Origin of the sequence: Hymenobacter telluris (genome assembly GCF_017313265.1) — a bacterium.
GTDB lineage: Bacteria > Bacteroidota > Bacteroidia > Cytophagales > Hymenobacteraceae > Hymenobacter > Hymenobacter telluris.
Genome location: NZ_JAFLQZ010000001.1, coordinates 620,283 through 646,863, shown reverse-complemented (window position 1 = coordinate 646,863; position 26,581 = coordinate 620,283). Strand labels below are relative to the sequence as shown.

The 26,581-nt window shown below is 55.9% G+C and carries 12 protein-coding genes; 10 read left to right on the top strand and 2 right to left on the bottom strand.

Annotated elements, in window-relative coordinates; all coding sequences use genetic code 11:
* Positions 1 to 474 precede the first annotated feature (474 nt).
* Complete coding sequence (locus J0X19_RS02360) at positions 475 to 1,872, bottom strand: T9SS type A sorting domain-containing protein (RefSeq protein ID WP_206980418.1); 1,398 nt, start codon at positions 1,870 to 1,872, stop codon at positions 475 to 477.
* Between the two features lie 1,179 nt (positions 1,873 to 3,051).
* On the opposite strand from J0X19_RS02360, the gene J0X19_RS02355 reads away from it, so the two are divergent.
* The 4 genes from J0X19_RS02355 (at position 3,052) to J0X19_RS02340 (ending at position 9,194) form a co-directional block, all read left to right on the top strand.
* Positions 3,052 to 3,357, top strand: a complete 306-nt coding sequence (locus J0X19_RS02355; RefSeq protein WP_206980409.1) for a hypothetical protein — start codon at positions 3,052 to 3,054, stop codon at positions 3,355 to 3,357.
* A gap of 399 nt (positions 3,358 to 3,756) precedes the next feature.
* Positions 3,757 to 4,701 carry a helix-turn-helix domain-containing protein gene (locus J0X19_RS02350; protein ID WP_206980400.1) on the top strand — a complete coding sequence of 315 codons (945 nt, stop codon included), beginning with the start codon at positions 3,757 to 3,759 and terminating at the stop codon, positions 4,699 to 4,701.
* A 92-nt stretch (positions 4,702 to 4,793) separates the two neighbouring features.
* Entirely contained in the window at positions 4,794 to 5,546 is a 753-nt protein-coding gene (locus J0X19_RS02345) for an SDR family NAD(P)-dependent oxidoreductase (RefSeq protein ID WP_206980398.1), read from the top strand.
* Between the two features lie 1,023 nt (positions 5,547 to 6,569).
* The gene (locus J0X19_RS02340) at positions 6,570 to 9,194 is read left to right on the top strand and encodes an endo-1,4-beta-xylanase (protein ID WP_206980396.1); all 2,625 of its coding nucleotides are present in this window, start codon (positions 6,570 to 6,572) and stop codon (positions 9,192 to 9,194) included.
* Positions 9,195 to 9,297: 103 nt separating this feature from the next.
* On the opposite strand, the gene J0X19_RS02335 is transcribed toward J0X19_RS02340, so the two are convergent.
* Positions 9,298 to 13,464: a hybrid sensor histidine kinase/response regulator transcription factor gene (locus J0X19_RS02335; RefSeq protein ID WP_206980394.1), complete on the bottom strand. Its 4,167-nt coding sequence runs from the start codon at positions 13,462 to 13,464 to the stop codon at positions 9,298 to 9,300.
* A gap of 978 nt (positions 13,465 to 14,442) precedes the next feature.
* Here J0X19_RS02335 and J0X19_RS02330 point away from each other — a divergent pair.
* The 6 genes from J0X19_RS02330 (at position 14,443) to J0X19_RS02305 (ending at position 26,544) form a co-directional block, all read left to right on the top strand.
* The gene (locus J0X19_RS02330; RefSeq protein WP_206980392.1) at positions 14,443 to 17,577 is read left to right on the top strand and encodes a SusC/RagA family TonB-linked outer membrane protein; all 3,135 of its coding nucleotides are present in this window, start codon (positions 14,443 to 14,445) and stop codon (positions 17,575 to 17,577) included.
* A 165-nt stretch (positions 17,578 to 17,742) separates the two neighbouring features.
* On the top strand, positions 17,743 to 19,542 hold the full coding sequence (locus J0X19_RS02325; RefSeq protein WP_242581840.1) for a RagB/SusD family nutrient uptake outer membrane protein: 1,800 nt from the start codon (positions 17,743 to 17,745) through the stop codon (positions 19,540 to 19,542).
* Between the two features lie 444 nt (positions 19,543 to 19,986).
* Positions 19,987 to 21,108, top strand: a complete 1,122-nt coding sequence (locus tag J0X19_RS02320) for an endo-1,4-beta-xylanase (RefSeq protein ID WP_206980388.1) — start codon at positions 19,987 to 19,989, stop codon at positions 21,106 to 21,108.
* A gap of 147 nt (positions 21,109 to 21,255) precedes the next feature.
* Positions 21,256 to 22,944, top strand: a complete 1,689-nt coding sequence (locus tag J0X19_RS02315) for a glycoside hydrolase family 43 protein (protein ID WP_206980386.1) — start codon at positions 21,256 to 21,258, stop codon at positions 22,942 to 22,944.
* Positions 22,945 to 23,099: 155 nt separating this feature from the next.
* On the top strand, positions 23,100 to 25,532 hold the full coding sequence (locus J0X19_RS02310) for a glycoside hydrolase family 95 protein (RefSeq protein WP_317194731.1): 2,433 nt from the start codon (positions 23,100 to 23,102) through the stop codon (positions 25,530 to 25,532).
* Positions 25,533 to 25,578: 46 nt separating this feature from the next.
* Complete coding sequence (locus J0X19_RS02305) at positions 25,579 to 26,544, top strand: glycoside hydrolase family 43 protein (protein WP_206980382.1); 966 nt, start codon at positions 25,579 to 25,581, stop codon at positions 26,542 to 26,544.
* Positions 26,545 to 26,581: the final 37 nt, after the last annotated feature.

Below are 26,581 nucleotides of genomic sequence, written 5' to 3'. Positions count from 1 at the left end.
TAGATTTAGCGGTTGTGCTATCCTACAAAAGTACCGATTTTTCTGCGTTTTTGCCAGCTTTCACCTAAATCATCCTAGGCAAGTGCCCATTAAAATCGCACATTTTTCCGGGCCCGAAAAAGCCCTCTTTTCACACTGAAAAGAGGGCTTTTTTACAAGTTTTTCCGCTTGATTTTCGGCGACTTACTGTACTACCAGTTTCTGGCGGGCTGGGCCTTCCGTGGTGCTTAGTTCCAGCACGTATATTTCCGCTGGCCGGCCATGCAAATCTACCTGTAGCGGGGATGCTGCCGGGCTTGGCCACCCCTGTTGCAGCACTGTCCTTTTGCCAGGGTTACATCCACTCAGTAGCACGATCTTGCGCTACATAGCCTTTTGCTATTCAATCAGTTACCCGCTACGCCGTCCAGGATGGCAGTATGCAAAAAAAGCCCTCATCTTTCCAGATGAGGGCTTTTTTAATTACAAAACAAACTATTCTACAACCAGCTTCTGCTGTGCCACACCAGCTTCGGTGCGCAGTTCCAAGGTGTAGATACCAGCCTTCTCTTTGCTCAGGTCGATGGTTGTTGACTTGGCGGCAAGAGCTGTGGCGTTCAGTTGCTGCGACGCAACCTGACGGCCTACTACGTCAACTACCCGCACCGTAGCCCCTGATTTCAGGCCCGAAGCCAGCTGCACCGTGAAGACACCGTTGCTGCTTGGGTTAGGATATACGGCCAGTGTTTTTTGCAACTCAGCGTTGCGGTTAGACAGGATGTTAGCCCCCGTGTACTTGCCGATACCGCCGCCGCCAGCCGTGCCAGAGAAGCCCCCAGCCCAGCCTACTGTACCCGAAGCAAAGCTAACCGACAGGTATTGCGCACGGTTATCGATGGTCGTCCAGGTAGCGCCATAGTCGCGGCTGATAGAAGTTCCGATGTCGGCAGCAGTTGGAGAAGCTACCCGAGCATCCAAACCAACAGCTACGTACGTGTTGCCGCCAGGTATAGACGTTACATCAGAATCACGGAAAGGCGTGGTGTACGACTGGGTGGCCCAGGAGGTACCGCCGTTGGTGGTAACGCTGACGTTCTCGGCGTTCCAGAGCAAGCCGTTGTTAGCGTTGGCAAATACAATGCCCGACACTCGGTTAGGTATGTTGCTGGCCGAGTTGGTCCAGGTCAGGCCACGGTCAGTGGATTTGAATACGCGCGCCGACGACAGGATGGTTTCCGGGTCATACAGAGTGGAAAACCAGATGGTATTACCCACCACATGATATTGGTTGGTTACACCGTATTCGTTGCCGTTGCTAATCAAACCAGAAGTACGCGGGGTGCGCGTCCAGGTGGTACCACCATTGGTGGTAGTATAAATCTCAAAGAACGATACCGAACTGGTTGAGGTCCGGTTTGGGTCGCCCATGCAAACGCCATTGTTGGCATCCCAGAAATACACCCAGTTAGCGAAGCCAGCAGGCGCTGCAAACTGGTAAGCGCCCGTTGTGGAAGGATCGGTTTGTGCCGTCCAGGTAGAACCACCGTTGGTGGTTTTAACAATAATACCATTGCTGGCACCAGCACTGAACATAGCAGCCCAGGCTGTGGTAGCATTCAATGCAAACAGGTTGCCGGCTACGTAGCCTGTGAAGCCCGAAGGCGCAATAATGCCGTTGGTCCAGGTAGTGCCGCCATTGGTAGTGCGCAGGTAAGTGTTGGCGTCAATACTTGTGCCCGCCGCATTCAGCGTACCCGACAGCCCCCAGGCCGTGTTAGCATCAATAGCCTGAATACCAACAATACGATAGTCAGGAGCCAGAGAATTAGTTTGGGCCGTAAAGGAAGTAATGGCAGGTGTACCCTGACTATATCCTTGTAAACCAAGACCCATTAAAAAAGAAAGAGCGAGTAAGCTTTTTTTCATGTGGAAAGCACTTAGAAGTTTGGGTGACGGGTGACAAAACTGGGTTTTCAGACGCCAATGTAATATTTTTCCTACGTTTCCGGCAAGTGTAGCCAAAAAAAGTCCTGTTTAGCCTTTTATTGTACAAGCCAACGTAGCTAAGTATTACATGCTGCTACAGCATTAGCTGCCTTGCGAAAGGCCTGTATCCTGCATTGCAGAGTGCCCACTTACCATAGCAAGGGGTGTGCGTTTTCTCTGCCGCTCGTTTCTACTCAACAGGGCCCGTTTCGGTTACGCTATCCAACTGATTTATCTGGCAGTTACGCAAAGCATTACCACCGCTGTCGGCGCTGGCTTATTAGAAGCACTGTAATAAAGAGCAGTAGCAATAACCAAAAAGCGCCAACAAGCAGGTACAGCATAACCCAAGTAGTAAAAGATTAACTTCTAACTACATAGACAGGCGCTTATCTGAAAAGGCTTCTTCAAGGCAGTAGCCTCATTGCGTATTTCCAGGCAATCTGCGCACAGCCAGTTCTTGCCCGCGCCTTTTTTACGCCCTTATCCTTTTGCCCGCGCCTTGTTTTGGCTGGTGGCGCAGCCATTTACAATGGTGTCCATAATTTAATTATGTTAATTTTTAGCCTCATCTATCAAGAATACAGCAATTTTTTCCTTAAAAAGTAACCTTTTTGTGAGGACTCTTGTCTGGCGTTCTGGATACTGCAAGCCAGTTTTTCTGCTGGTGTAAGTATCATCTGTTCTGCTCCCCGCTCCTGCCCACCTCCGTCAATTCCCATGTTGCTTACGTACTCACAGTTCCAAAAGCTGGCCTATAGTCAGCAAGACCAGTTTGTGCGCATATATGGCCAACTAGTGGCCCAACGCTGGCACGAAAACTATAGCATCGAATTATATGATTTAGGCGTATTCTATTGCGAGCTATGGTTGGAACAAGAGTGCTTGCAATGGCCTTGCTACTACGCCTTTGCCACCAATGCTTGCCTGGAGCAATACACCACGCAAGCACAACCAGCTCATTATTAACCAACTGATTCAACCTCTCTGAGTTTGCTCAGCCTAAAGCAAGACAAAACGTTGCTTTTGTTAAAGCAAATTCGCCCAACCAATCAGATAGGTTGTTACCGGCTAATTTTTACTCCCATGACGGAAACCGAAAAACAAGAAATCCTGCGCAGTTTCAGCGTAGTAATCGACTACCTAACTCAGCAGCGCGACACTGAAGAAACCGACGCTATTCAAAATACTTTACTGTATAATCTTACCTCAGCCTCGGCCGATGGCTTTAGTATGCCGGTGATGCCCTTTCCCTATGTAGCACCTTCTACTATTGCAGAGCGGGAAACTCAACTCACCCACCTTACGCAAACGGCTGAATACGTTAGCAATACGGAGGCATCTGCGTTGACGGACGAAAGTATCCGCAGTTTCGCTCAGGCCTTGCAGTAGGTTGTTAAGCACCTACTTGTTTCTTTTTGTCAGCGCTATAGCAGCCTTGTATTAAAGAAGTCTTTGCTTGATTTGCTACTTATATAACGCCTTGTGCGCTATATCCTATTAGCCTATATAATCCTTGAAAACCGGATGAGTAGGATAAGCTTATGGCTGGGCCCACCTTATGCTTGGCGTGGGTACCAGCTGCTACCTGCATACTCTTACAGTATGCTTTCTTATTAGTTATTTGTAAGCTGCCTCTGTTCGATGCCCGGCGCCCACTTTGCAGTGATACTCTAGAAGGGCCGGCGTTTTATTTTACCGGTTTGCCCTGCGAATATCGGCTCCGTACTAACAAACATTTTCACTCTGTAGCAGGTTGCCGTGGCTTTGAATTCTACAAGCAACGCTGCCATGACCACCACCACGCTGACTGACCTTTATCAAGAGCTAGCTCCCTGCACCGGGCTCGATCTGAGTGCGTTGCTTCCGGTGGGCATCCAGCGCGAAGTCGGCCATTTCAACGTGTTTGACTTAACTGACCTTTGGGATTCCACCCAGCTGCAACCTGCTACGCCTTACCCCTGCCGTTCCTTCTACAAAATCAGCTTGTTGCGCAGCCGCAGCCGCACCGAATACGCCCGCCAAACTATTGCTATTGAACCCGATGCTCTGGTGTTTTCGACGCCCAAGGTGCCGTTTCAGTGGTTGCCCGACGAGCCACAGCGGGGGTACTTTTGTCTTTTCACGGCCGAGTTTCTGCTGCCGGTTCTCGGCGGCCTTACCCCCGACGAGCTGCCCCTGTTTCAGGCCGATGGCTACCCTGTTTTCCAACTGACTCCTGCTGAAGCCGCGCAGGCGGAAACTATTTTCGCCAAGATGCACGGGGAACTACCCTCCGACTACGCCCATAAGTACGACCTACTGCGGGCTTACGTGTTGGAGCTGTTGCACCTGGGCCAGAAGCGGCAGCCAACCACCACCCTCCACCCCGCCCATTCGGCAGCGGCCCGGCTTTCGTCGCGCTTCGTAGAGCTGCTGGAACGGCAGTTTCCGCTCACCACGCCCCAGCAGCGCGTGCCGTTGCGCACGGCCAAGGCCTTTGCCGACCACCTAGCCGTGCACGTCAACCATCTCAACAAAGTGCTTAAGGACAGCACCGGCCGCACCACTACCGACCTTATTGGGGGGCGGCTGGCGCAGGAGGCCAAGGTGCTGCTGCGCCAGACCGACTGGACCCTTTGGGAAATTGCCGACAGCCTGGGCTTCGTGGATGTGGCCCATTTCTCGCACTTCTTCCGGCGCTACGCTCCTATCAGCCCCGGCGCGTTCCGCACCCTGGACACGGTACCGGTTTGATTTCTACAACAAGTGGATTGGCGGCTACAACACCGCGGCCAGCCAGCCGAAGGACCTTTGTCGTGTTCAATTAACACACAAACGCACTTCGTATGAGTACTTCCAAAATAGCCCTGGTCACTGGCGGCAGCCGGGGCCTGGGCAAAGACATGGCTCTCAAACTAGCCCAGCAAGGCCTCGACGTTATCCTGACCTACCGCAGCCAGCAAACCGAAGCCGCCGCCGTAGTAGCTGAAATTGAAGCCCTGGGGCGCCGGGCCGTGGCCCTGCCGCTCAATGCCGCTGACCTGAGCACGTTCGACACGTTCTTCGACCAGGTAATAACAGCGCTGCACGATACCTTCAGCACCGACCGTTTCGAGTTTTTGGTTAACAACGCTGGCACCAGCCTGAATGCGTCCATTGCCGAAACCACCGAGGCGCAGTTTGATGAAATGCTCAACATCCATTTCAAAGGCGTGTATTTCCTCACCCAGAAAGCGCTGCCCCTACTGCGCGACGGGGGCCGCATCATCAACGTTTCCTCGGCTACCACGCGCAGTTCGTTTGCGGGCGCATCAGCTTATGCCACCATGAAAGGTGCGGTGGAAGTATTCACGCGCTATTTGGCCCTGGAGCTAGGCCCGAGGGGTATTGCGGCCAACGTGGTGGCGCCCGGTGCCGTGTTTGGCGGTGGCGCCATGACCGACTCACCCGAAATCCGGACCTGGGTGGCCCAGATGACGGCCCTGGGCCGCGTGGCGGAGCCCGACGACATCGGCGGCATTGTGGCCTTCCTCTGCACCGACGCCGCCCGCTGGCTCAATGGCCAGCGCATTGAGGCAACTGGCGGCATGGGTTTATAAGAATACTGACAAGCACTTTAGCCTATTTACGCGCAGGAAGCCCGGCCAGTAGCCGGGCTTCTTTTTTTTGGTGTGGTACAGCGTAGTCAAGAGTAAGTATACTTCAGGAACGACGGCCCCGCCCGCTACTGCGGCGCCGAAACGAACGAGCAATGGCTGGTGCCCGGCTCCAAGCCTCGCCTTGGCACCATTACCGTCGAAACCTGGTAGGCCAATCAGCCCCAGCCCGCTTAGGCAAGCCACTTTACGTACAAAAGCACTTCATCAAATCCGGCAAGCAAACCGTCGTATGAACGGTGCCTACCCAACCCGCCAAAGTTGGTTTCGACCCGCGCAATCTGTTAATCGACTGGAAGCTTACTGGTAATCACAAAGCGTGAAGCCAGAAGAGTAAGCCATTTAGTCTGGAATACTTAGTTACTGCTATGCTCCTTCGACAGGTCAGTTATCAGCACACTATCAACTAACTGTCACGACCTAAATTAGATTATCCAAATTTCTAAGCCGCCTTCCATTCAATTAGCGGAAGGTACAAGAACAAAGTCTCCACATACAGAAAACATATAAGTTTTTTGACGATAAATCATATAACAATCGTTTGTGCAAACGATTACGATACTATTTCTTCTTTCTATCACAATACTTGTGCTTGCTCTGTTTTAAGACGCTGTTATATTCAAAATAAAGGCTTTCTGACGCGAACAATCGTATGCGTGAAAAAATAAAGGTGCATTTGCAGTTGGCAAGCTTACGATTGAACTATTCTTATAATTCACTCTGGCCATAACATCATGCATCAATGCCAGTTACGTGGCTTTGTAAATGCTAGGGTCAGCAATATTCTAGCTACTCCACTGGCACTTTACGCCGTCTGGGTAGGCTGTTCTTCACACAACCGCTGACTCTACAAACGGCCGGATAATCGGCAGCTAGCCTGTATGCTACCACAACTGGTTTGCCTGGCTTTGCCCATACTTGATTTCAGTTCTTTTCCGCTTATCTACCAAACCCACTTGTAAGCCTATGAAAAACAGTAGACTCATCCTTTTAGGACTGGGGCTGGGGCTCTGCAGCTTCACGCTGCAAGCCCAGGACCTACCCATTCCGCAACAGGCCGAAACGGGCACCATAGGTGCCGATTGGAACACGCTCGACGACACGGGCGTGCGCTACGTTTCGATTAAGCCAACCAGCACCATCAACTCGCAGAACCCGGGCACGCCGGCGCGGATTATCACCTACTCCATTACATTTCCTGCGGCGGGTAGCTACAGCCTCTACGCTCGGGTGCGGGTAGGGCCGGCTGGCGCCAACGACGACAGTTTCTATTATGGTAACGGCTTCGGGACAAAATCACCCACCAACGACAACGACTGGATTACAGTTAATGGCCTCAACGTGGCGGGCTTCACGGCGCCCACTGACGTAGTAACCGGAGCCGGAACAGCCACAACCGGGGTCTGGAAGTGGATCAACCTTTCGCGGCTCAACTTAGTGAACAGTGGCAGCGAATCACCCATCCGGTTTACAGTAAACGCCAATGCCCTCACGCAGACCATCCAGATTGGTGCCCGTGAGGACGGCCTCGACATCGATCAGCTTGCTTTTGGCACTTCAAACACCACGTTTACCGTTGAGAACCTAAACCTAGGGCAAGCCGGCATTACGCCGCCCCCACCCCCGCCCTACACGCCCACCGGGCCACCGCTGGCTACTGGCAAGTCCAAGTATTTTGGGGGTATCTGGAGCCCGGCGCAACTCACCAACTTCACAAACTACTGGAACATGGTGGTGCCGAGCAACGTGGGCAAGTGGGGCTCAGTGGAAGGCACCCGCGACGTATTCAACTGGACCAGCTTGGATGCGGCGTATCGGTTGGCCAAGGACAACGGCTTCCCTTTCCGCCTGCACGTGCTGATTTGGGGCAACCAGCAGCCGACCTGGATTGAAACCTTGCCTCCGGCCGAGCAGCTGGAGGAAATCAAAGAATGGTTTGCGGCCGTGGCGCAGCGCTATCCGGACATCGACATGCTGGAAGTGGTGAACGAGCCGCTGCATGACCCACCCGGAACCCCCGGCAACGGCGGCGGCAACTACGTTAACGCCCTGGGTGGCAATGGCGTAACTGGCTGGGATTGGGTGATCAATGCCTTCAAGCTAGCGCGGGAGTATTTCCCCAATACTCGGCTTATGCTCAACGATTACAGCGTGGAAAACTCGGTGGCCAATGCCACCAGCTACCGCAACATCATCACGCTGCTGCAACAGCGGCAGCTCATTGATGCCATCGGCATTCAGGGGCACTCGTTTTCCACCCGCCCTACTTCTTCGGCAGTGCTGAGAAGCAGCCTGGACGTGCTAGCCGCCACTGGCCTGCCGCTTTACATCACGGAGCTCGACGTGAATGGCACGGAGGATGACACGCAACTATCGGAGTACCAGCGGATTTTCCCCATCTTCTGGGAGCACCCCGCCGTGAAGGGTGTATCGCACTTTGGTTGGCTGCCGGGCGCTGATGCCGAAGCCTATCTGGCTTATTCCAACGGGGCCGAGCGGCCGGCGTTGGTGTGGCTGAAAAACTACGTGCGCAACACGGTACTGCCCTGCAACGTGAGCACCACCGCCCGCATTACCAACTCGCTGGCATGTAAGGGCAATGACGGCGTTATCAACCTGACGGCGCAGGGCGGCGGCACGGCCACCTACACCTATAGCTGGACCGGCCCGAATAATTTCACAGCCACGACGGAAGACCTGGTAGGCGTGGCTCCCGGCACCTACACGGTAACGGTAACGGCCCCGAGCAGCAGTTGCAGCACCACAAGCTCGTACACCGTTGGCAGCGAAGCCGATACGCAGGCTCCTAGCATCTTGGCGGCGGGCTTTATTGTTGGTTTGGAAGCCAATGGCACGCGCACCATCGAGGCCGCCGACATCGACTACGGCAGCACCGATAACTGCGGTATTGCCTCCATGACCATTAGCCCGCGCACGTTTACCTGCGCCAACATCGGCCCTAATCAAGTGACTATCACCGTAACTGATAATGCCGGCAACGTAGCCACCCAAACTGTAACCGTGCTGGTAGTGGATAACACCGCGCCGATGGTAATGGCGGCAGGCTTTGCCGTCACTCTAAACAACGGCACGCGCACGATTGAGGCCAACGACGTGGACTACGGCAGCACCGACAATTGCGGCATTGCCTCCATGACCATCAGCCCGCGTACGTTTACCTGCGCCAACATCGGCCCGAACCCCGTAACGCTCACCGTGCGCGACAACGCGGGCAACGTGACCACGCAAACCGTAACGGTAGTAGTGTCTGGCGACGCCAGCTGCACCACGGCGCGTAGCGCCAGCAACAACCGCGCAGGCAGCGCCCAGGTAGCAGAGCTGCAAGCCTACCCAAACCCAGCCACCGATCAGGCTACGCTGAACTTCCGAACGGCCGCCGCCGGCTTGGCGCAAGTGCGGGTATATAACTCGCTCGGCCGCCTGGTAGCCACCATCTATGATGGGCCGGTTATGGCCGGCGGGCAGTACCAAGCCACCCTCGACAGCCACAAGCTGGTGGCCGGCGTGTACACCTGCCAGCTGCTCGCTCCCGGCACGGCCGTTACTACGCGGCTCATCATCACCAAGTAAGCGGTAAAATGCTGATTGTCTGTTAAAAAGGAGCCCCCGCCTGGTGCCAGGCGGGGGCTCCTTTTTTGCAAGGTAGCTGAAGGACTCGCCTTGGTCAACTACCTCACGGCTTCTTGCTCTTTCGATAGTCGGAAGGCAAGATATTGAACTTGGCTTTGAAGGACTTGGTGAAATAGTGCGGAGTGGCAAAGCCAGCCTGGTAGGCCACTTCCGAGATGGTCAGGTCACTTTCCTGCAAGAGCACGGCGGCCCGGTCTAGCTTGAGGGAACGGATGAATTCCACGGGCGGCATGCCCGTCAGCTCCAGGATCTTGTTGTACATCGACCCCCGGCTCATTCCAAATTGCTCGCTCAGTTCCTCCACCGAGAAGTTGGTGTTTTTGAGGTTCCGCTCGATGTAGAGTACCACGTTGTTGAGAAACTTCTCACTGCTCGACTCGATTTCCACCGGGCTCGGCACCACCTGTAGCTGCTTGGTGTAGGTTGTTTTCAGGGTGCGGTTCAGCTCCAGCAGGTTCTTGATCCTGACGTGCAGAATATCGAAGTTGAAGGGTTTGGAGAGGTAGTCGTTGGCCCCGGATTCCAGCCCTTTCAGGTGCTCTTCCTCGCGGGTCAGGCCCGTGAGCAGGATGATGGGGATGTGGCTGGTGCGCTTGTCGGATTTCAGCTTGCGGCTGAGCGCAATACCATCCATGTAGGGCATGGTGATGTCACTAACAATCAGGTCGGGGTGGCAGGAAAGGGCTTTGTACCAGCCGTCTTTGCCGTTGAGCACATCCGTAATTTTGTAGTGGTCCTTGAGGTTGTCTTTCAGGTAGTAGCGGAAATCGTCATCGTCTTCCACAATCAGCAAGTGCGGCAACTCTCCGGCTTTCGGCTTTTTCGGCGGCTTCGGCGGCTTTTTGCGGTCCTGAACTGTCGGCCGCGTTTCAGAATCGTCGGTGCTGCCGTTTTCGGTGAGTGGTGCATACAACTCCAGCGGCAGCAGCACCGTGAACCTTGCCCCCTTGCCCAGCTCACTTTCCACCGCAATGGAGCCGCCGTGCAACTCCACAAATTCCTTGGTGATGGACAGCCCGATGCCGTTACTCTGGTTGAGCACGGAAGAGAGTTCGTGGCCCTGGAAGAACCGCTCGAAAATGAGTTCCTGCTGGCTAGCCTCAATTCCGCTGCCGGTATCAGCAATGCGGAGGCGGATTATTTTTTCCGGCGCATCAGGCACGGCGGAATGAGCGGAGAGTTCCACGCTGACTTTCCCGCCTTCGGGAGTGAATTTGAAGGCGTTGGACAACAGGTTGACCATGATGCGCTCCACCTTGTCGTAGTCGAAACGCACGTACAGCTTCTCGGGCGCGAGCTGGATGGACAGGTCGATTTTCTTGATTTCCGCTAAATCCTGAAAAGAAGAGGCCACTTCCTGCACGAAGCCGGTCAGCTCGCCCGCCGACAATTGCAGGTGCAGTTCGTGCTCCTCCATTTTCCGCGAATCCAGCAGCTGATTAACCAAGTGCAGCAGCCGGTGCGCATTGCGCCGAATCACCCGCAACTGCCCCGCGCTCTGCGGATCTTTCTGCTGGGCGAGCAGCTTGGCCGTCGGGGCCAGAATCAGGGAAATAGGCGTGCGGAATTCGTGACTAAGGTTGGTCAAGAACTTGATTTTCAGCAAATCCAACTTGCGGATTCGCTCGGCTTCCTCGCGCTCCTGCTGCTGCTCGAACTCCTCTTTCAGCTTCCTGATGCCACGGTAGCGACTGTAGAACAGCGCGGCACCCACCACGCCCGCGTACAGGACATAGGCGTAGATAGTTTTCCAGAACGGCGGCTGAATGATAATCCGGACGCGGGTGCCGGTGGTGTTCCAGATACCATCGTTGTTGCTGGCTTTCACCACAAAGTCGTACTCCCCAGGGTCGAGGTTGGTGTAGTACGCGCTGGTGGCGGTGCCCACGTAGTTCCAATCCTTATCGAAGCCCACCAGCTTGTAGGCATAGTGGTTTTTCTGGGGAAGCGTGTAGTTCAGCGCGGCATACGACAACGCGAAGTTCTGCTTGTAATTCAGATGGATTTCCTTGGCAACAGTTATGTGCTGCCGCAACGGCGACTGTTCGCCTAGCACCACGGGCTTGTTGTCCACCCGCAGGTCGGTAAGCACAACCGGGGGCACGTTACGGTTGATTTTCAGGCGCGACGGTGAGAAGTAGTTGAAGCCTTCAATCCCCCCAAAAAACAGGGTTCCGTCGGCGGCTTTAATGCCCGAGTTGTTCAGAAAAGCCTTGTTCTGGAGCCCGTTTTCCTGCGAGTAATTCGTGAATTTTCCTTGCTTGGTATCCAGGCGGCTGATGCCCCGGTTGGTGCTTATCCAGATAGCGCCGGTGTTGTCTTCCAGAATCTTATGGATGTAGCCATCCGGCAGTTTTTCCCGGCTCGATAACGTGGCGAATTTCTTGGTGCGCGCATCGAATTGGTACAAGCCATTCCCGATGGTTCCCATCCACATCGTGCCCCGCCGGTCCTTGGCAATGGTGGTGATATGGTCGAGGTTCAGCCCGGTTTTCGCAAAATTATAAACGGTGAATTGCTTGCTGCCAGGGTGGTAAACCGCAATTCCGCCGCCAACGGACCCAATCCAGATATTGCCGGCCGCGTCTTCTTCGAGGCCCCGGATGTAGTTGTTGATTGGCAATTTCTTGTCCGCAGAATCTTTCGGCGCATCAGTAAACTTGGTAATTACGCCGGTCTTGGGGTCGTACATATTCACTCCGCCCCCGTTGGTACCAATCCAGATGTGGCCGGCGCGGTCTTCTTTCAGGCAATAGATTTGGTTGTTATTCAGCTGTCGTTTGCCCGGCCCCCGAAGCCGCTGCTCGTAGGCGCCCGTTTTGGTGTCAAGCACGAAAAGTCCGTGGTCGAAGGTGCCCATCCATAGCTGCTCGTGCCGGTCCAGCAGCAAACTCTGGATGGGCAGCCCGGCCAGATTGACGCGCTTCTTGCTCTTGATGTCGAGGTGGCTGAACAAGCCCGTTTTCACGTGATACACGTTCAGGCCGCCCCCGTCCGTACCTACGTACAGGTCGCCGTTGCGCTTTTCGGCGAAGGATGTTACCAAGGGTGAGTTGAGCCCCAACGGGTCCAGCTCGTTGTTGCGCCGACTGTCGAACAAGGTCAGGTTCTGGTCGTGCTTGCTGACGCCGCCCTTGTACGTTCCTATCCAGTTGATGCCCTGCGGGTCGAGCAGGATACTACGCACCGACTTGCTGTTCAGGCTGTATGCGTCGCGACTGTTGTGCGCGTAGCGCGTAGCCTGCCCCGATTGCACATTGATAATGTCGAGGCCGCCTTCCGTGCCCACCCACACCGTGCCATCGCGCCCCGCAGCCAGCGTAAAGATGAAATTGCTGCCAATGGTGTGCGGGTCGTTGTACTTGAATTTGAAGGTATCGAAGCCGCGTTCATCGGTTGCCAGCCGGCTCAGGCCATTGGTGGTGCCTACCCACAGCTGGCCGTTTCGGTCCTGGGTTATGGCATTGATGGTGTCGCCGGCCAGGCCCTGCGGACCCGCTTTTCCCGGCGCAAACGGCTCCAGCATGCGCGTAGCCGGGTTATAGCGGAATAAGCCACTATTTGTACCCAGCCAGGTGCGCTGTTTCTTGTCGGTGTAGATGCACTGCGGAGCTATCGAGCGCGCCGGGCCGCCCGCTTGCGCAAAGGGCACGGGCGTAACGCGGGCCGTCTTGGGGTTTATGCGCCTGACTTCACCCGCAGCCACTGTCCAGATGTTACCCAGCGCATCGCTGCTTACCTGCTTGATGAATCTGTTGTCCTGCATGCCCGCCGCGAGGCGTCCATCATACGCCACGAAGGTATCGAGGGCCCGGTTGTAGAGGTGGAGTCCCCGGCCCATTGTGCCTACCCACAGCCGGCCGGCCTGGTCTTCGTGCAGGGATGAAATATCAACGGCCTGGAAATTCGAGGTTTTACGAGGCCCTAAATGGTACAAGCTGAACCGGTAGCCGTCGTACTTCCGCAATCCTTCATCCGAAGCAATCCAGAGCAGCCCATACCGGTCTTTGAGAATAGCATAAACGGTGTTGGAAGCTAGGCCATCTTTGGAAGCCAAAGCGGTGAACTTGACATCCGATGGTTGCGCCGCGGCTGATTTGCCTACTATCAGCAAGCCGCAAAGCAGCAGCACAACAGCCACGCCCCGGTTAATAACCGCGTACCTAGTGAGCTGGCCCGCACTGCGCAGGGCAACAATCAGGCTGTACATGGCCTTCTGCTTCGGGCATGGTTACCATCAAATTGTTTTGTACTGAACAAGTAGCCCAGCCGTGGGGTGCTTGCATCAGGCCATGTATGTGGCGGCAAATACTGTGCGGTAGTCATATTGCAATCTGGAAAGTTTGGGTGGGAGGCGGAGCAGTTGCGGTTATAGGTACTAGGAACTACTCAGCGAGCATTGGTTCCAAAGGAAGTCGAGGGTTCGGCAGTATAGCGAAAAGTCAGGCCACTTAGAAGAGCAGTCGCGCATGCAATTCAGGCGCAGCCTTCTACAATGCCGCCATTCTCACCATAAAAAGTAGCCCCCATTGTAACCTCACAAATCTGAAACGTTTGCGATACATCAATATCGTTCGCACAAATGATTCTGCAAGTTTTTCTCACGATATGTGGTACAATATCCATGATGGAATAGATAATTCAACGCCATTATAGACTTCAACCGAAAGCCAACTTATGTGCAATACAGTACAACTAATGTATGCAAATAATGCCATTAAAGCCATTTACAATCAGTTTCTAGCAATGCAAACCCCGTCCGTGCCCTTGACATCTGTTGTAATAATATGCGCATTCCTGCGCTTCACATCCCAATACCTTTGGATTATCAGCATTACTAGGTTTGGCTGGTAGTTGGGCCTGTATACACAAACGATTAAGTGGTTAGACAGCCTGACTTAAAGCAACCTGTCTCATCGATTATTCCTGTCCAATTACTGCTCCCATATCTCTGCTATCGGCCTTACCGCAACAGCAAAATCAAGAGGCACTTGTATTCTATGTGCAGGCAACAAAAAGCAAGCAGGTATACAAGCAATGATGAAGCAGAACAGCGGTTCTAGCATTTCACCCGTTCCCACGCAAGCCAGTCAACTTGCATTAATCAATGATTAGTACAATGACTCTTGCCTTGGGCATCACGATTTTTCAGAGTACGCATTCATACCCATTCAAATTCCTACACTCTATGAACACACCACTACGCAAAACGGCCTTGGGCCTGAGCTTGCCGCTGTTTGCGGCAGTAGGGCTGCCCAGCGCCAGCCTGTTCTTACCAACCACACAAGCGCTGGCGCAAGCTGCGCAAACGATTTCCGGTCGGGTTGTCAGCGCAGAAGGCAACGAGGGTCTGCCGGGCGTCACGGTGCTCGTAAAAGGCACCACCAACGGGGTTTCAACCAACGGTGACGGCGGATTTACGTTGTCGGCCCCGGTGGGGAGCACGCTGGTATTCAGCGCTATTGGCTTCGTTAGCCAAGAGGTAGTTGTTTCTGGCACTGCGGTAAACGTCAGGCTGGCTACCAACACCAAGGCCCTGGATGAGGTAGTGGTGGTGGGCTACGGCACGCAGCGGGCCGAAGCGGTGACGGGTTCGGTAGCTTCTATTAGTGGCGAGACTTTGCGCGAAGTACCTACGGCGAACATCTCGCAGGCCCTGCAAGGCCGGTTGCCGGGGGTACAAATTTCCCAAACCTCCTCCCAGCCTGGTGCCACCACCCAAATCCGCATCCGCGGCACCCGCTCTCTTAACGCCTCCAACGACCCCCTAATCGTGCTGGACGGGATTCCCTTCCCAGGTTCCATCGGCGACATCAACCCCAACGATATCCAGAGCGTCGACATCCTGAAAGATGCCTCGGCTACGGCCATCTACGGGTCGCGGGGAGCCAATGGAGTGGTGCTGGTAACCACCAAAGGGGGTAAGAAAGGGCAAAAGGCCCAACTGACCTACGATGGGTTTGTGGGCGCGAAAACCCTTTTCGCCCCCTACCCCATGATGAACGGGCCAGAGTTTGCGGCGCTTCGCAAAGCAACGGGCTTATATAATAATGGGCAGCCCTTGTACAGTAACACTCTAGACGAATCCGATGACGTCGATACCGATTGGCAGAAGCAATTGTACCGAACCGGCATTCAATCCAACCACAACGTAGGGGTAACTGGTGGTACGGAGAACGGGCGGTACAATTTCAACGCGGGGTATTATCAGGAAGAGGGCGTAATTCCTACCCAGCAGTACACCCGCTATTCGGTTCGTGGCTCGCTTGACCAGGGCGTTGGTAAATATGTCCGCTTGGGCTTCACAACCAACAACACCTATAGCCTAACGGAAGGCTCCAACGTGGGGGTGTATGGTGCCTTAACTTCCTCACCACTCGCCAGCCCGTACAATGCGGATGGGACGCTGAGAAGAACCATCAGAATGCCCTTGGATGAGCAGTGGGTAGCTACCAAGGCTGTGGTAGAAGATAATGCAGACAGATGGCTGAGTCAATCGAGAAACTTTGCCAGCTACAACTCGCTCTTCGGTGAATTCAGTATGCCCGGAGTCGAGGGGTTGAAATACCGCCTCAACCTGGGGGTAAATTATCGGCAGGGCCAGGGTGGTAGCTACACGGGAGAGGGCATCAACTCGGCTCTCGCTACTAATCCTTCTACGGCCTCCACCAGCAACTCGCTGACCACGGACTACACCGTTGAAAACATCTTGTCCTACGACCGTACCTTAGGCGGGAAGCACAATATCAATGCGTTAGCCTTGTATTCTGCCTCCAGCAACACGTTCAATCGGTCGCAGATTAATGCCCGGGATATTCCGGCCGACGCCTTCCAGTTCTATAATCTGGGCCGGGCAGCCGGCGAAATCATCGTAAACCCCAACGACCAGCAGTATACAAAAACCGGGCTGTTGTCGTACATGGGCCGGTTGATGTACTCCTACGATGACCGGTACCTGCTCTCCGCTACGGTCCGTTCGGACGGCTCCTCCCGGCTGGCCCCCGGCTACCAATGGAATACCTACCCGGCCGTTTCGGTCGGCTGGAATATCGCCAAAGAATCATTCATGCAGAGTGTTTCGGCCGTAAACATGATGAAGCTGCGGGTTGGCTACGGTATAACGTCAAACCAAGCCGTTGCCCCCTATTCTACCCTGGGCCGCCTGGACGCCCGACCCTACAATTTCGGCCCTACCGGCTACCAGACGGGCTTATTTGTGAGTGTGGCGCCCAACCCTACCCTGGGCTGGGAATTCTCTAAAACCTGGAACTACGCGTTGGATTTCGCGGTCCTGAAAAACCGTCTTTCGGGTACCGTGGAGTATTACGTCACCAACACCGAAGACCTGCTGCTGGGCGTGGCCTTGCCTCCCACTACCGGGGTGGGTAGCTTCACCAACAACATTGGCTCTACGCAAAACAAAGGCATAGAGCTTTCTTTGAACGGGTTGATTTTGGACAATGTCAACGGCTGGACCTGGGAAGCGGGCTTCAACTTGTATGCCAACCGCAACAAGATTACGTCACTGGCAGGGGAGCAAGACCGGGACGAAGGAAGCTGGTGGTTTGTGGGCAAACCGATCAATGTAGTCTTCGATTACGAAAGAATAGGGCTGTGGCAAGAAGAAGACCCCTACAGAGCCATTCTGGAGCCATCTACCAACCCTAATTCCACCATTGGGATGATTAAGGTGAAATACACCGGTACGTACAACGATGATGGTACCCCCACCCGCCCCATTGGCGTGCAGGACCGTCAGATTCTGGACGTAAACCCCGACTTCCTAGGCGGTTTGAACACCCGGGTGGCCTACAAAGGCTTTGACCTGTCCGTCGTAGGAGCCTTCCAAAGCGGTGGCCTGCTCAACAGTACGATTTACGGTTCGGGCGGTTACCTCAACTTGCTGAATGGCCGTCGGGGGAACGTAAAAGTGGATTACTGGACGCCGGAAAACACGGATGCCAAATACCCCCGGCCAGGTTCCCTGGCGAGCGGCGACAACCCAAAGTACGCCTCTACACTGGGCTATTTCGATGCTTCCTACCTGAAGGTTCGCTCCATTTCGCTAGGCTATAATTTCAACAATATGGCGTGGTTGAAGAATGTCGGCGTTAACCGCCTGCGGCTGTACGCAACGGCACAAAACCCCTTTGTCTTTTTCTCGCCTTACAAAAAGGAATCGGGCATGGACCCGGAGACTAACTCGTTTGGCGACCAAAACGCGGCTGTGCCCCTGTCCGGCAGCCTTAGTCGCATCCTGACGCTGGGCACCAACGCCCCGGCAACCCGCGCCTTCATCGCAGGGCTCAACCTTACCTTCTAAGAAAAGATCAACATGAAAGCCTTTAACATAAAATTCTTTATTGGAGCGGCCGTCATCTCTATGTCTGCCGCGGGGTGCACGGATCTTTTAGAGGAAGAACCCCGAGGCCTTTACACACCCAGCTACTTTCAAACCGAAAGAGGGGTTGCTGGGGGGTTAACCTCGATGTATGCGCACTTGCGCAACATCTACGGCAACGCGTACTACTATAATGCGACGCTGACCGGAACCGACGAGGCAACCTACGGCCGGGATGCCGATGAGAACTTTCTGGCCATGGACCTCTCCGGCCGAGCGCCGCTCAACGCCAATAACAGCCGGGCCGATGCGCTGTGGGGAGCGGCTTTTCCGAATATCAACACGGCCAGTGGTATTATCGAGAATGCCACCGCCGTCGGCACCATTTCGCCGGCGTTGATTGCCGAGGCGAGATTCTTCCGCGCCTTCGATTACTTCATGCTGGTCCAAACGTTTGGCGGAGTGCCCCTGGATTTGGGCTCGGGAGAGTTGAAGTTCAACATCAATGCTATCAGAACCTCGGTCCGCAACACGGTGCCTGAGGTGTATACCAAAGCCGTTTTTCCTGATCTGCTGCAAGCCATTACGGATTTGCCGGCTCAACCACGGGTGGTCGGAGGTGCTACCAAAACGCTGGCCCGCCTGTATCTGGCCAAAGCGTACCTGACCTACGCCTGGTGGCTGGAGAACCCCAATAACATTCCCACCTATCCGGCGGCGCAAAGAACAGACCCGGCCGGCCGTACCGCTCAGTATTATTATCAGCAGGCCTACGATGTGGCCACGGCCGGTATTGATAGCCCAGGTCCGTTCCGTTTGCAGCCCACGTACTACGATGTAAACGTAGGCACGAATGACCGCAACTCGGAAATGCTGATGTTCGCGGACCACACTGAATCCAGCGAATTATACAATGGCGGCAGCATCAGCTTTGGTAGTGGTGGTGCCCCTGACAACTTTGCCGGCTGGATGATGACGTGGAACTATACCAACATCCGAAGCTACACCAATGCGAATGGCACAGGGGGCGTAAATTCAGTGCAGCGGGAAGCCGTTCAGGCGTTGGGCCGTCCTTGGAACCGGATGGCTCCGACCATTGGGGCCGTTGAGAACACCTTTGCCGACAAAACCAATGATTCGCGCTACGATGGCACTTTTACCACTACGTACCGTGGCAACTGGCCTAAGGCAGGAGTCACTAACGCCACCTTATACAACGCCAACAACCTGCCGGTGACCCCAGGTGGTGCCATTCTGACGTTCCTGGATACAGAACCTGCGACTGCCATTACGTACCCCGCCGGAGTTGGCGCGAGCAACGTAGGAGCAGGTACATTGCCCGGCAGAGCGGACTATGTGATTTCGCCGCGCGGGATAAGCCGGATTGTGTATCCGGGCCTGTGGAAGCTTGGTCCTTACCGGACGGATAACGGTACGGGCTTAGGCCAGCCGAATGCCGGCAGCACGCGGCCATTCAACGTGGCCAAGTTCTCGGAGCTGTACTTCGTGGCGGCTGAAGCCGCCGTAAAAGGAGCCACTACTAAATCTGGTCAGAGTGCCCGGGAATTAATTAATGTCATTCGGGCCCGGGCCGGTAAGTGGCGTTTCGACCAGAACGGCAATGTGGCCAAAGTGCAGGATAACAGCGCGGCCATGGTTGCGGCCACGCCGACCACTATTGACATCAACTACATTCTGGCCGAACGTTCGCGCGAATACTACGCGGAAGGGTATCGTTGGTTTGACTTGGTGCGCACTCAAAAATGGAACGAGTTAGCCGCTACCTATCGTATCGGGGGCACTAACTACGGAGACCATACTCCGCTAACCGTTACGCGCACCATCCAACCGTACCACTACCTGCGTCCTATCCCGCAGTTCCAGCTCGAGCGTTTGGATGTGTCCGCGGATGTGAAAGCCACTTATCAGAACCCCGGCTACCAATAGGCTAATAAGAAAGGACCAAGAGAGTGGCGGTGTAGTACGAGCAGCCACTCTCGCTCCGCTTTTTCACACAATTCACGGAACTCAGTATCCTTATTTGAACAGTAAACAACCAACCCGGCTGGTCTTTACAGGGCGTAGGAACCCTCGGAATGAGACCAGCTGGGAAGGTTTTGCTGCGTAAAAACAAGTGGAAAATTATACACCAGACGAGACGCTTAATCGAGCAATAAAACCGACCCAGCTGGCCTGAGCAAGGTGTGGGAACCTAATGGGGAGGGCCAGTTGGGAAGGTTTTATTGCTCGATTAAATTATTGTCCGGCACGCCCTTTTGCAGCAGGTACGTATTCTGCTAGCCTTGTGAAAAGCCGGAAAGCAAGCCTGCTTCTGACGCCTGCCCCCACCTACTCCTCTCCCGTCTCCTTTTCTGAACTAATCCTCTTCTTTTGAAAATTCAAACTAAAAAAGCACTGCTCTACCTCGCTTTGGCTAGCGTGGTGGCTGGCTTCGGGCAGAAAGCTGAGCCCACGCTGAAGGCTACATTCAAGAGGGATTTTTACGTTGGAGCAGCCCTCAATTACCAACAAAGCAGTGGCCAGGATGCAAAATCAACTGCTCTTATCACGCAGCAGTTCAATACCATCAGCCCCGAAAATCTGCTGAAGTGGGGACCGGTACACCCACGTCCGGACGCCTACAACTTCAAACCCGCCGACGAATACGTGGCCTTCGGGCAGCAGCACAAGATGTTTATTATAGGGCACACGCTGCTCTGGCACCAGCAAACGCCCAAGTGGGTGTTTGAGGATGCCGCCGGCCAGCCGGTTAGCCGTGAGGTGTTGCTCAAGCGCCTGCAAGACCATATCAACACGGTAGTAGGCCGCTACAAAGGCAAAATTGGCGGTTGGGACGTGGTGAATGAAGCCATTGACGACCAGCAGGGCGACCTGCGCAAAACCAAGTGGCTGGAGATTCTGGGGGAAGACTTTGCGGCCAAAGCCTTCGAATACGCCCACCAGGCCGACCCCCAAGCCGAGCTTTATTACAACGACTACAGCCTCTACCGCCCCGAGAAGCGCGAAGGAGTGATTAAGCTCGTGAAAAGCTTGCAGGCCAAGGGCATTAACGTAACGGCCGTGGGCATGCAGGGCCACTACGGTCTTACCAAGCCGAGTCTGGCAGAAGTGGAAGCCAGTATCGTGGCGTTTTCCAAGCTGGGCGTACACGTCAACTTCACGGAACTTGATATCGACGTGCTGCCCAACCCCAGCCGCCGCCAGGGCGCCGACATTGCCGAAACGTTCGGCGCCGATGCCAAATACAATATCTACAAGGCCGGCCTACCCGACTCGGTGCAGCAAAAGCTGGCCAAGCGTTACGCCGACTTGTTTGCCCTGTTTCATAAGCACCGCGACGTTATCGACCGGGTAACCCTGTGGGGCGTCACCGACGCCGACTCCTGGCTCAACAACTGGCCCATCAGAGGCCGCACGAGCTACCCGCTACTCTTCGGCCGCGACTACCAGCCGAAGCCCGCTTTCCGGGCCGTAGTACAAGCCGCGAAGTGAAGGCCATAACGAAGGGCAGAAAAACGCCTGATGGACGGTGGTTATCTTGGTGGCGGCCCGCTCGGGGTCCCGCAGCCAGGATTTTCCCGTGTTGATGGTTCCCGTTTCCGGCTGGTGTATTGAAGACCTCCATTTATTTCGATTTGCATGAAAGTAACACGCGTAAGCTCAACCCTCGTCCTCTTCACCACCTTGTTGCTGCAACACACAACCGGGCTATTTGCGCAATCAATTGAGCTGGTCAACCCCATCATGACCGGCTTCTACCCCGACCCCAGCATTGTGAAAGTGGGGCCGGACTATTACCTGGTCAATTCCACGTTTTCCTACTTCCCCGGCATCCCGGTGATGCACAGCCGGGACCTGAAAAACTGGAAGCAGGTAGGCAATGTCATCAGCCGGCCTTCGCAAATGACTTTCATGGGCGACCGGATGACTCGGGGCTTGTTTGCGCCCGCCATTGAGTACCACAACGGCACGTATTACGTCACGTGCACGCTCATCGACCACAAAGGCAACTTCGTGGTGACGGCCAAAAACCCCGCCGGCCCCTGGAGCGACCCCACGTTCCTGCCCCAGGTGCGCGGCATCGACCCTTCGCTGTACTTCGAGGGCGACAAGGCCTACGTCATCTACAACAGCGACCCGCCCGACAACAAGCCGCTTTACGATGGCCACCGCTCCATCAAGATGATTGAGCTGAACCCGCAAACGCTGCAAACCGTGGGTGAAGCCAAAATTGTGGTGAATGGCGGCGTGGACCTCAGCAAGAAGCCAGTCTGGATTGAGGGCCCGCACCTGATGAAGCGCAACGACTGGTACTACCTCTACGCGGCCGAAGGTGGCACATCGGTCAACCATACGGAGGTGGTGTTCCGCAGCAAGGAGCCGCTGGGGCCGTTTGTGCCCTACGAGAAAAACCCCATTCTCTCGCAGCGCGAACTGCCCAAAGACCGCAAAGATCCCATCACCTCGGCGGGGCACGCGCAGTTTGTGGAAGGCCCCGATGGCAAGACCTACGCTATTTTCCTGGCGGTGCGGCCCTACGAGGGCAACTTCTACAACACCGGCCGCGAGACGTTCATCGTGCCCGTAACCTGGAAAGACGAGTGGCCGGTGATGGAGCCGGGGCCCAACGGAGTGCAGTACAGCTACAAGGCCAATTTCCCGGAGGTGAAGCAGCCCGGCGCCCGGCCCCAAAGCGGCAACTTCAGCTACACCCTCACCTTCGAGAAGCAGCTCGACCCTGCACTGCTATTTCTGCGCACCGTGGATAGCAGCAACTTCTCGCTCAGCAAAGCCAAGGGCCTCACCCTGAAGCTGAAGCCCGAAACGGTGGCGGAAACCGGCAACCCGGCTTTCATTGGCAAGCGCCAGCAGCACATGTACTGCACCACCGAAACCGAGCTGACCTTCGCGCCGAAAACGGCCAACGAGAAGGCGGGCTTAGTTATTTTCCAGGACGAGAAGCACTTCTACTACCTCTGCAAGTCCGTGGAAAACGGCAAGCCGCTGCTCCAACTCTTCAAGAGCACTGCCGATGTAAAGCAGCCGGAACTGCTAGCCCAAGCGCCGCTTAAGTTGGCAACGGCCAGCGTGCAGCTGCGCATTCAGGCCCAAGGCGACACCTACAGCTTCCACTTCTCGGAGAACGGCAAAACCTGGACGGTGCTCAAGGACAAAGTGGATGGCAAGTTCCTGAGCACGCAGGTGGCCGGGGGTTTCATCGGCTGTTTGTTCGGCATGTATGCCACATCCTCGGGCCAGCCCACTACCAACACGGCCGCTTTCAAGTGGCTGAAATACGAGGGCAACGACCCCATGTATAAGAAATAAAGCGCCGCTCGGCATTCCGGCTCTCCATTGCCCTGCTGCTGGCACAGTCACGCGTCGCCACCCCGACTATCCTGCCAGCTGTGTTGCCCGCCCCCTCACGCATGCGTCATTGTCTCGTTAGATTTTGCTTATTCCTGCTCTGCTGGCCGAGCACCGTGGCCAGTTATGGTGCTGATAAACCCAAGCCTACGCCCCTGCGGCTGTGGTATGACCGCCCCGCAACTAATTGGAACGAGGCGCTGCCCCTCGGCAACGGCCGCCTGGGGGTTATGGTGTTTGGCGCGCCAGAACGGGAGCGGCTTCAGCTAAATGAAGAAACCATTTGGGCCGGCGGCCCCAATAACAACGTGAAGCCCAACGCCCTGCCGGTGGTGCAACAGTTGCGCACGCAGCTGTTGGCCGGCCAGTTGGTAGAAGCCCAGGCCCTGGCACAAACCCAGATGCAGCCCGCCGGCAACAGCGGCATGCCCTACCAGATGGCGGCCAACGTGTACCTGCGCTTTCCCGGCCACGAGCAGGCCACCAACTACCAGCGCGACCTGGACATCAGCCGCGCCGTGGCCTCGGTCAGCTACCAGCTTGGGGGCGTGCGCTACCTGCGCGAGGTGTTCAGCTCCCTGACCGACCAAGTAATTATTGTGCGCCTCACGGCCAGCCAGCCCGGCCGGATCAGCTGCCAGCTCAGCCAGGAAAGTTTGATGCAGCACACCCAGCGCACCGAAAACAACCAGCTGGTGCTCGATGGCCGCGGCAGTGAGCACGAAGGCCAACCCGGCCAGATTCGCTTTCAGCTGCGGGGCCAGGCTGTAACCGACGGCGGCACCGTGCAAACTACCGCCGCGGGCATCCGGATTGAAAAGGCCAACAGCGCCACGCTCTACTTTTCGATTGGCACCAACTTCGTTAACTACCACGACGTGAGTGGTAACGCTGCGGCGCGGGCCATGGCCTATCTAAACCAGGCCGTGGGGAAGAAGTACGAAACAGCTCGGGCGGGTCACACGACGGCTTACCAGCGCTACTTCAACCGCGTGACCCTGAACCTAGGCGTGACGCCTGCCGCTGAGTTGCCCACCAATAAGCGCCTCGAAAACTTTGCCAACGGCCACGACCCGGCCCTGGCGGCCTTGTATTTCCAGTACGGGCGCTACCTGCTCATTTCCTGCTCGCAGCCGGGTGGGCAGCCGGCCAACCTGCAAGGCATCTGGAACGAGCACCTCAAGGGCCCCTGGGACAGCAAGTACACGGTGAACATCAACACCGAAATGAACTACTGGCCGGCCGAAGTCACCAACCTGACCGAGTTGCACGAACCGTTGTTCGGGATGATAAAGGACCTGAGCGTAACCGGGCAGCAAAGCGCCCGCCAGCTATACGGCGCCCGCGGCTGGATGCTGCACCACAACACCGACATCTGGCGCATTACGGGGCAGGTTGATCCGCCGCAGTACGGGCTCTGGCCCATGGGCGGCGCCTGGCTCGCGCAGCACCTCTGGGACCATTACCAGTTCACCGGCGACCAGCAGTTTCTGCGCGAGTATTACCCGGTGCTGAAAGGCGCGGCTACTTACCTTGTAGATGCCTTAGAGGAAGAGCCTACCCATCAGTGGTTGGTGGTAGCGCCCTCCGTGTCGCCCGAAAACACCTATTCGCTTCAGGGTAAAAACATTGCCATCGTGGCCGGCACTACGATGGATAATCAGCTGGTGTTCGACCTGTTCTCGAAAACCATCCGGGCTGCCGAGCTTCTTCAGCTTGATAAGCCCTTTGCGGATAGCCTGCGCACCCTGCGTGAGCGGCTCCCCCCCATGCAGATTGGCCAGTATGGGCAGTTGCAGGAGTGGCTGCAAGACGTAGACAACCCCACAGACCAGCACCGCCACATCTCGCACCTCTACGGACTGTACCCGAGCGGCCAGATTTCACCGTACCGCACGCCGGCTTTGTTCGAGGCTGCCCGTACCACCCTCACCCAGCGCGGCGACGTGTCCACGGGCTGGTCGATGGGCTGGAAGGTGAACTTCTGGGCCCGCATGCAGGACGGCAACCACGCCTACCAGCTACTCACCGAGCAATTGCACCTCCGCTCCGGCGCGGGCGGCAACTCAGGTGAAGGCGGCGGTACCTACCCCAACCTGCTGGATGCACACCCCCCGTTTCAGATTGACGGCAACTTTGGCTGCACAGCGGGTTTGGCCGAACTGCTTGTGCAGAGCTATGATGGTGCCATTGACCTGCTGCCGGCCCTACCCGACGCCTGGCCAACGGGCGAGGTAACCGGCCTGGTGGCCCGCGGCGGCTACGTGGTGGACCTAGCCTGGAAGCAAGGCAACATCACGCGCGTGCGTATTACCTCGCGGCTCGGGGGCAACTGCCGGGTGCGGGTACACAGCCCCATGGTGGCCGCCGGCCGCCTCAGGTTGCGCCCGGCCCAGGGCAACAATAGTAACCCGTTCTTTGAAACCCCGGTGGTGCCGCCGCCGCTGGTGTCTGCCCAAGCAGCCGCTAAGCAGCCCACGCTGGCTCCATCGGTGGTCTATGACTTCCCGACCACAGCCGGTAAGACTTACGAATTGAAAGCGCAGTAATTTCTGTGCTTCCCCGCTCCTGCTTCTATCTGCCAAGATCAACTACATGAAAAACAGCTTTTTCACCCTGCTCGTAGCGCTGGCCGCCTGGGGAACTGACACCGACTTGCGGGCTCAGAACCCGATTATCAAGGATGTATTCACGGCTGACCCGGCGCCCCTGGTGTACCGCGACACGCTGTTTCTCTACACCGGGCACGACACGGCTTCGGTGCAGGAAACCAACTACAAAATGCCCGACTGGCGCATCTATTCCACCACCGATATGGTGCACTGGAAAGACTACGGCACCCGCCTCTCCCCCAAAACCTTTGCATGGGCCACCGGGGATGCCTACGCGGCGCAGTGCGTCTACCACAAAGGCAAGTTCTACTGGTTTGTGTCCACGTTTCACAAGAAAAACGACCAGAGCCAGGGCGGCGCGGCCATTGGCGTGGCCGTGTCGGATAGGCCTACCGGGCCGTTCAGGGATGCTATTGGCAAGGCGCTCATCGTCAACGAAATGACCAAAGACAAGCCGCACGCCTGGGACGACATCGACCCGACAGTTTTCGTGGACGACGACAAGCAGGTGTACCTGTACTGGGGCAACTTAAGCTGCCGCTACGTAAAGCTCAAAGACAACCTGACCGAGCTGGCTGGCCCCATCACGGTGCTGAATATCAAAAACTACATTGAAGGCCCCTGGGTGTACAAGCGCAAAAAGCTGTACTACTTGGTGTACGCCAGCGCCGGTACCAAGCCTGAAATGATAGAGTACTGCACCGCGCCCAGCGCCGCCGGGCCGTGGACCTACCGCGGCATCATTCAGGAAAACGTGCCCAACAGCTTCACCACCCACCCCGGCATCATCGACTACAAGGGCAAGAGCTACTTCTTCTACCACAACGGCGCCTTGCCCACTGGCGGCAGCTACCGGCGCTCCATCTGCGTGGACGAGATGTACTACAATCCCGACGGCACCATCAAACCTATCGTGCAGACCACCAAGGGTGTCGCTCCGGTGAAGTAACCGCTGAGGTGCCTATCAGCCAAAATATCCCACCCAT

Coding starts and splice junctions, on each gene's coding strand:
- J0X19_RS02345 (WP_206980398.1), top strand. CDS start 4,794: ATGAGTACTTCCAAAATAGCCCTGGTCACTGGCGGCAGCCGGGGCCTG.
- J0X19_RS02360 (WP_206980418.1), bottom strand. CDS start 1,872: ATGGGTCTTGGTTTACAAGGATATAGTCAGGGTACACCTGCCATTACT.
- J0X19_RS02355 (WP_206980409.1), top strand. CDS start 3,052: ATGACGGAAACCGAAAAACAAGAAATCCTGCGCAGTTTCAGCGTAGTA.
- J0X19_RS02305 (WP_206980382.1), top strand. CDS start 25,579: ATGAAAAACAGCTTTTTCACCCTGCTCGTAGCGCTGGCCGCCTGGGGA.
- J0X19_RS02325 (WP_242581840.1), top strand. CDS start 17,743: ATGTATGCGCACTTGCGCAACATCTACGGCAACGCGTACTACTATAAT.
- J0X19_RS02330 (WP_206980392.1), top strand. CDS start 14,443: ATGAACACACCACTACGCAAAACGGCCTTGGGCCTGAGCTTGCCGCTG.
- J0X19_RS02340 (WP_206980396.1), top strand. CDS start 6,570: ATGAAAAACAGTAGACTCATCCTTTTAGGACTGGGGCTGGGGCTCTGC.
- J0X19_RS02350 (WP_206980400.1), top strand. CDS start 3,757: ATGACCACCACCACGCTGACTGACCTTTATCAAGAGCTAGCTCCCTGC.
- J0X19_RS02315 (WP_206980386.1), top strand. CDS start 21,256: ATGAAAGTAACACGCGTAAGCTCAACCCTCGTCCTCTTCACCACCTTG.
- J0X19_RS02335 (WP_206980394.1), bottom strand. CDS start 13,464: ATGTACAGCCTGATTGTTGCCCTGCGCAGTGCGGGCCAGCTCACTAGG.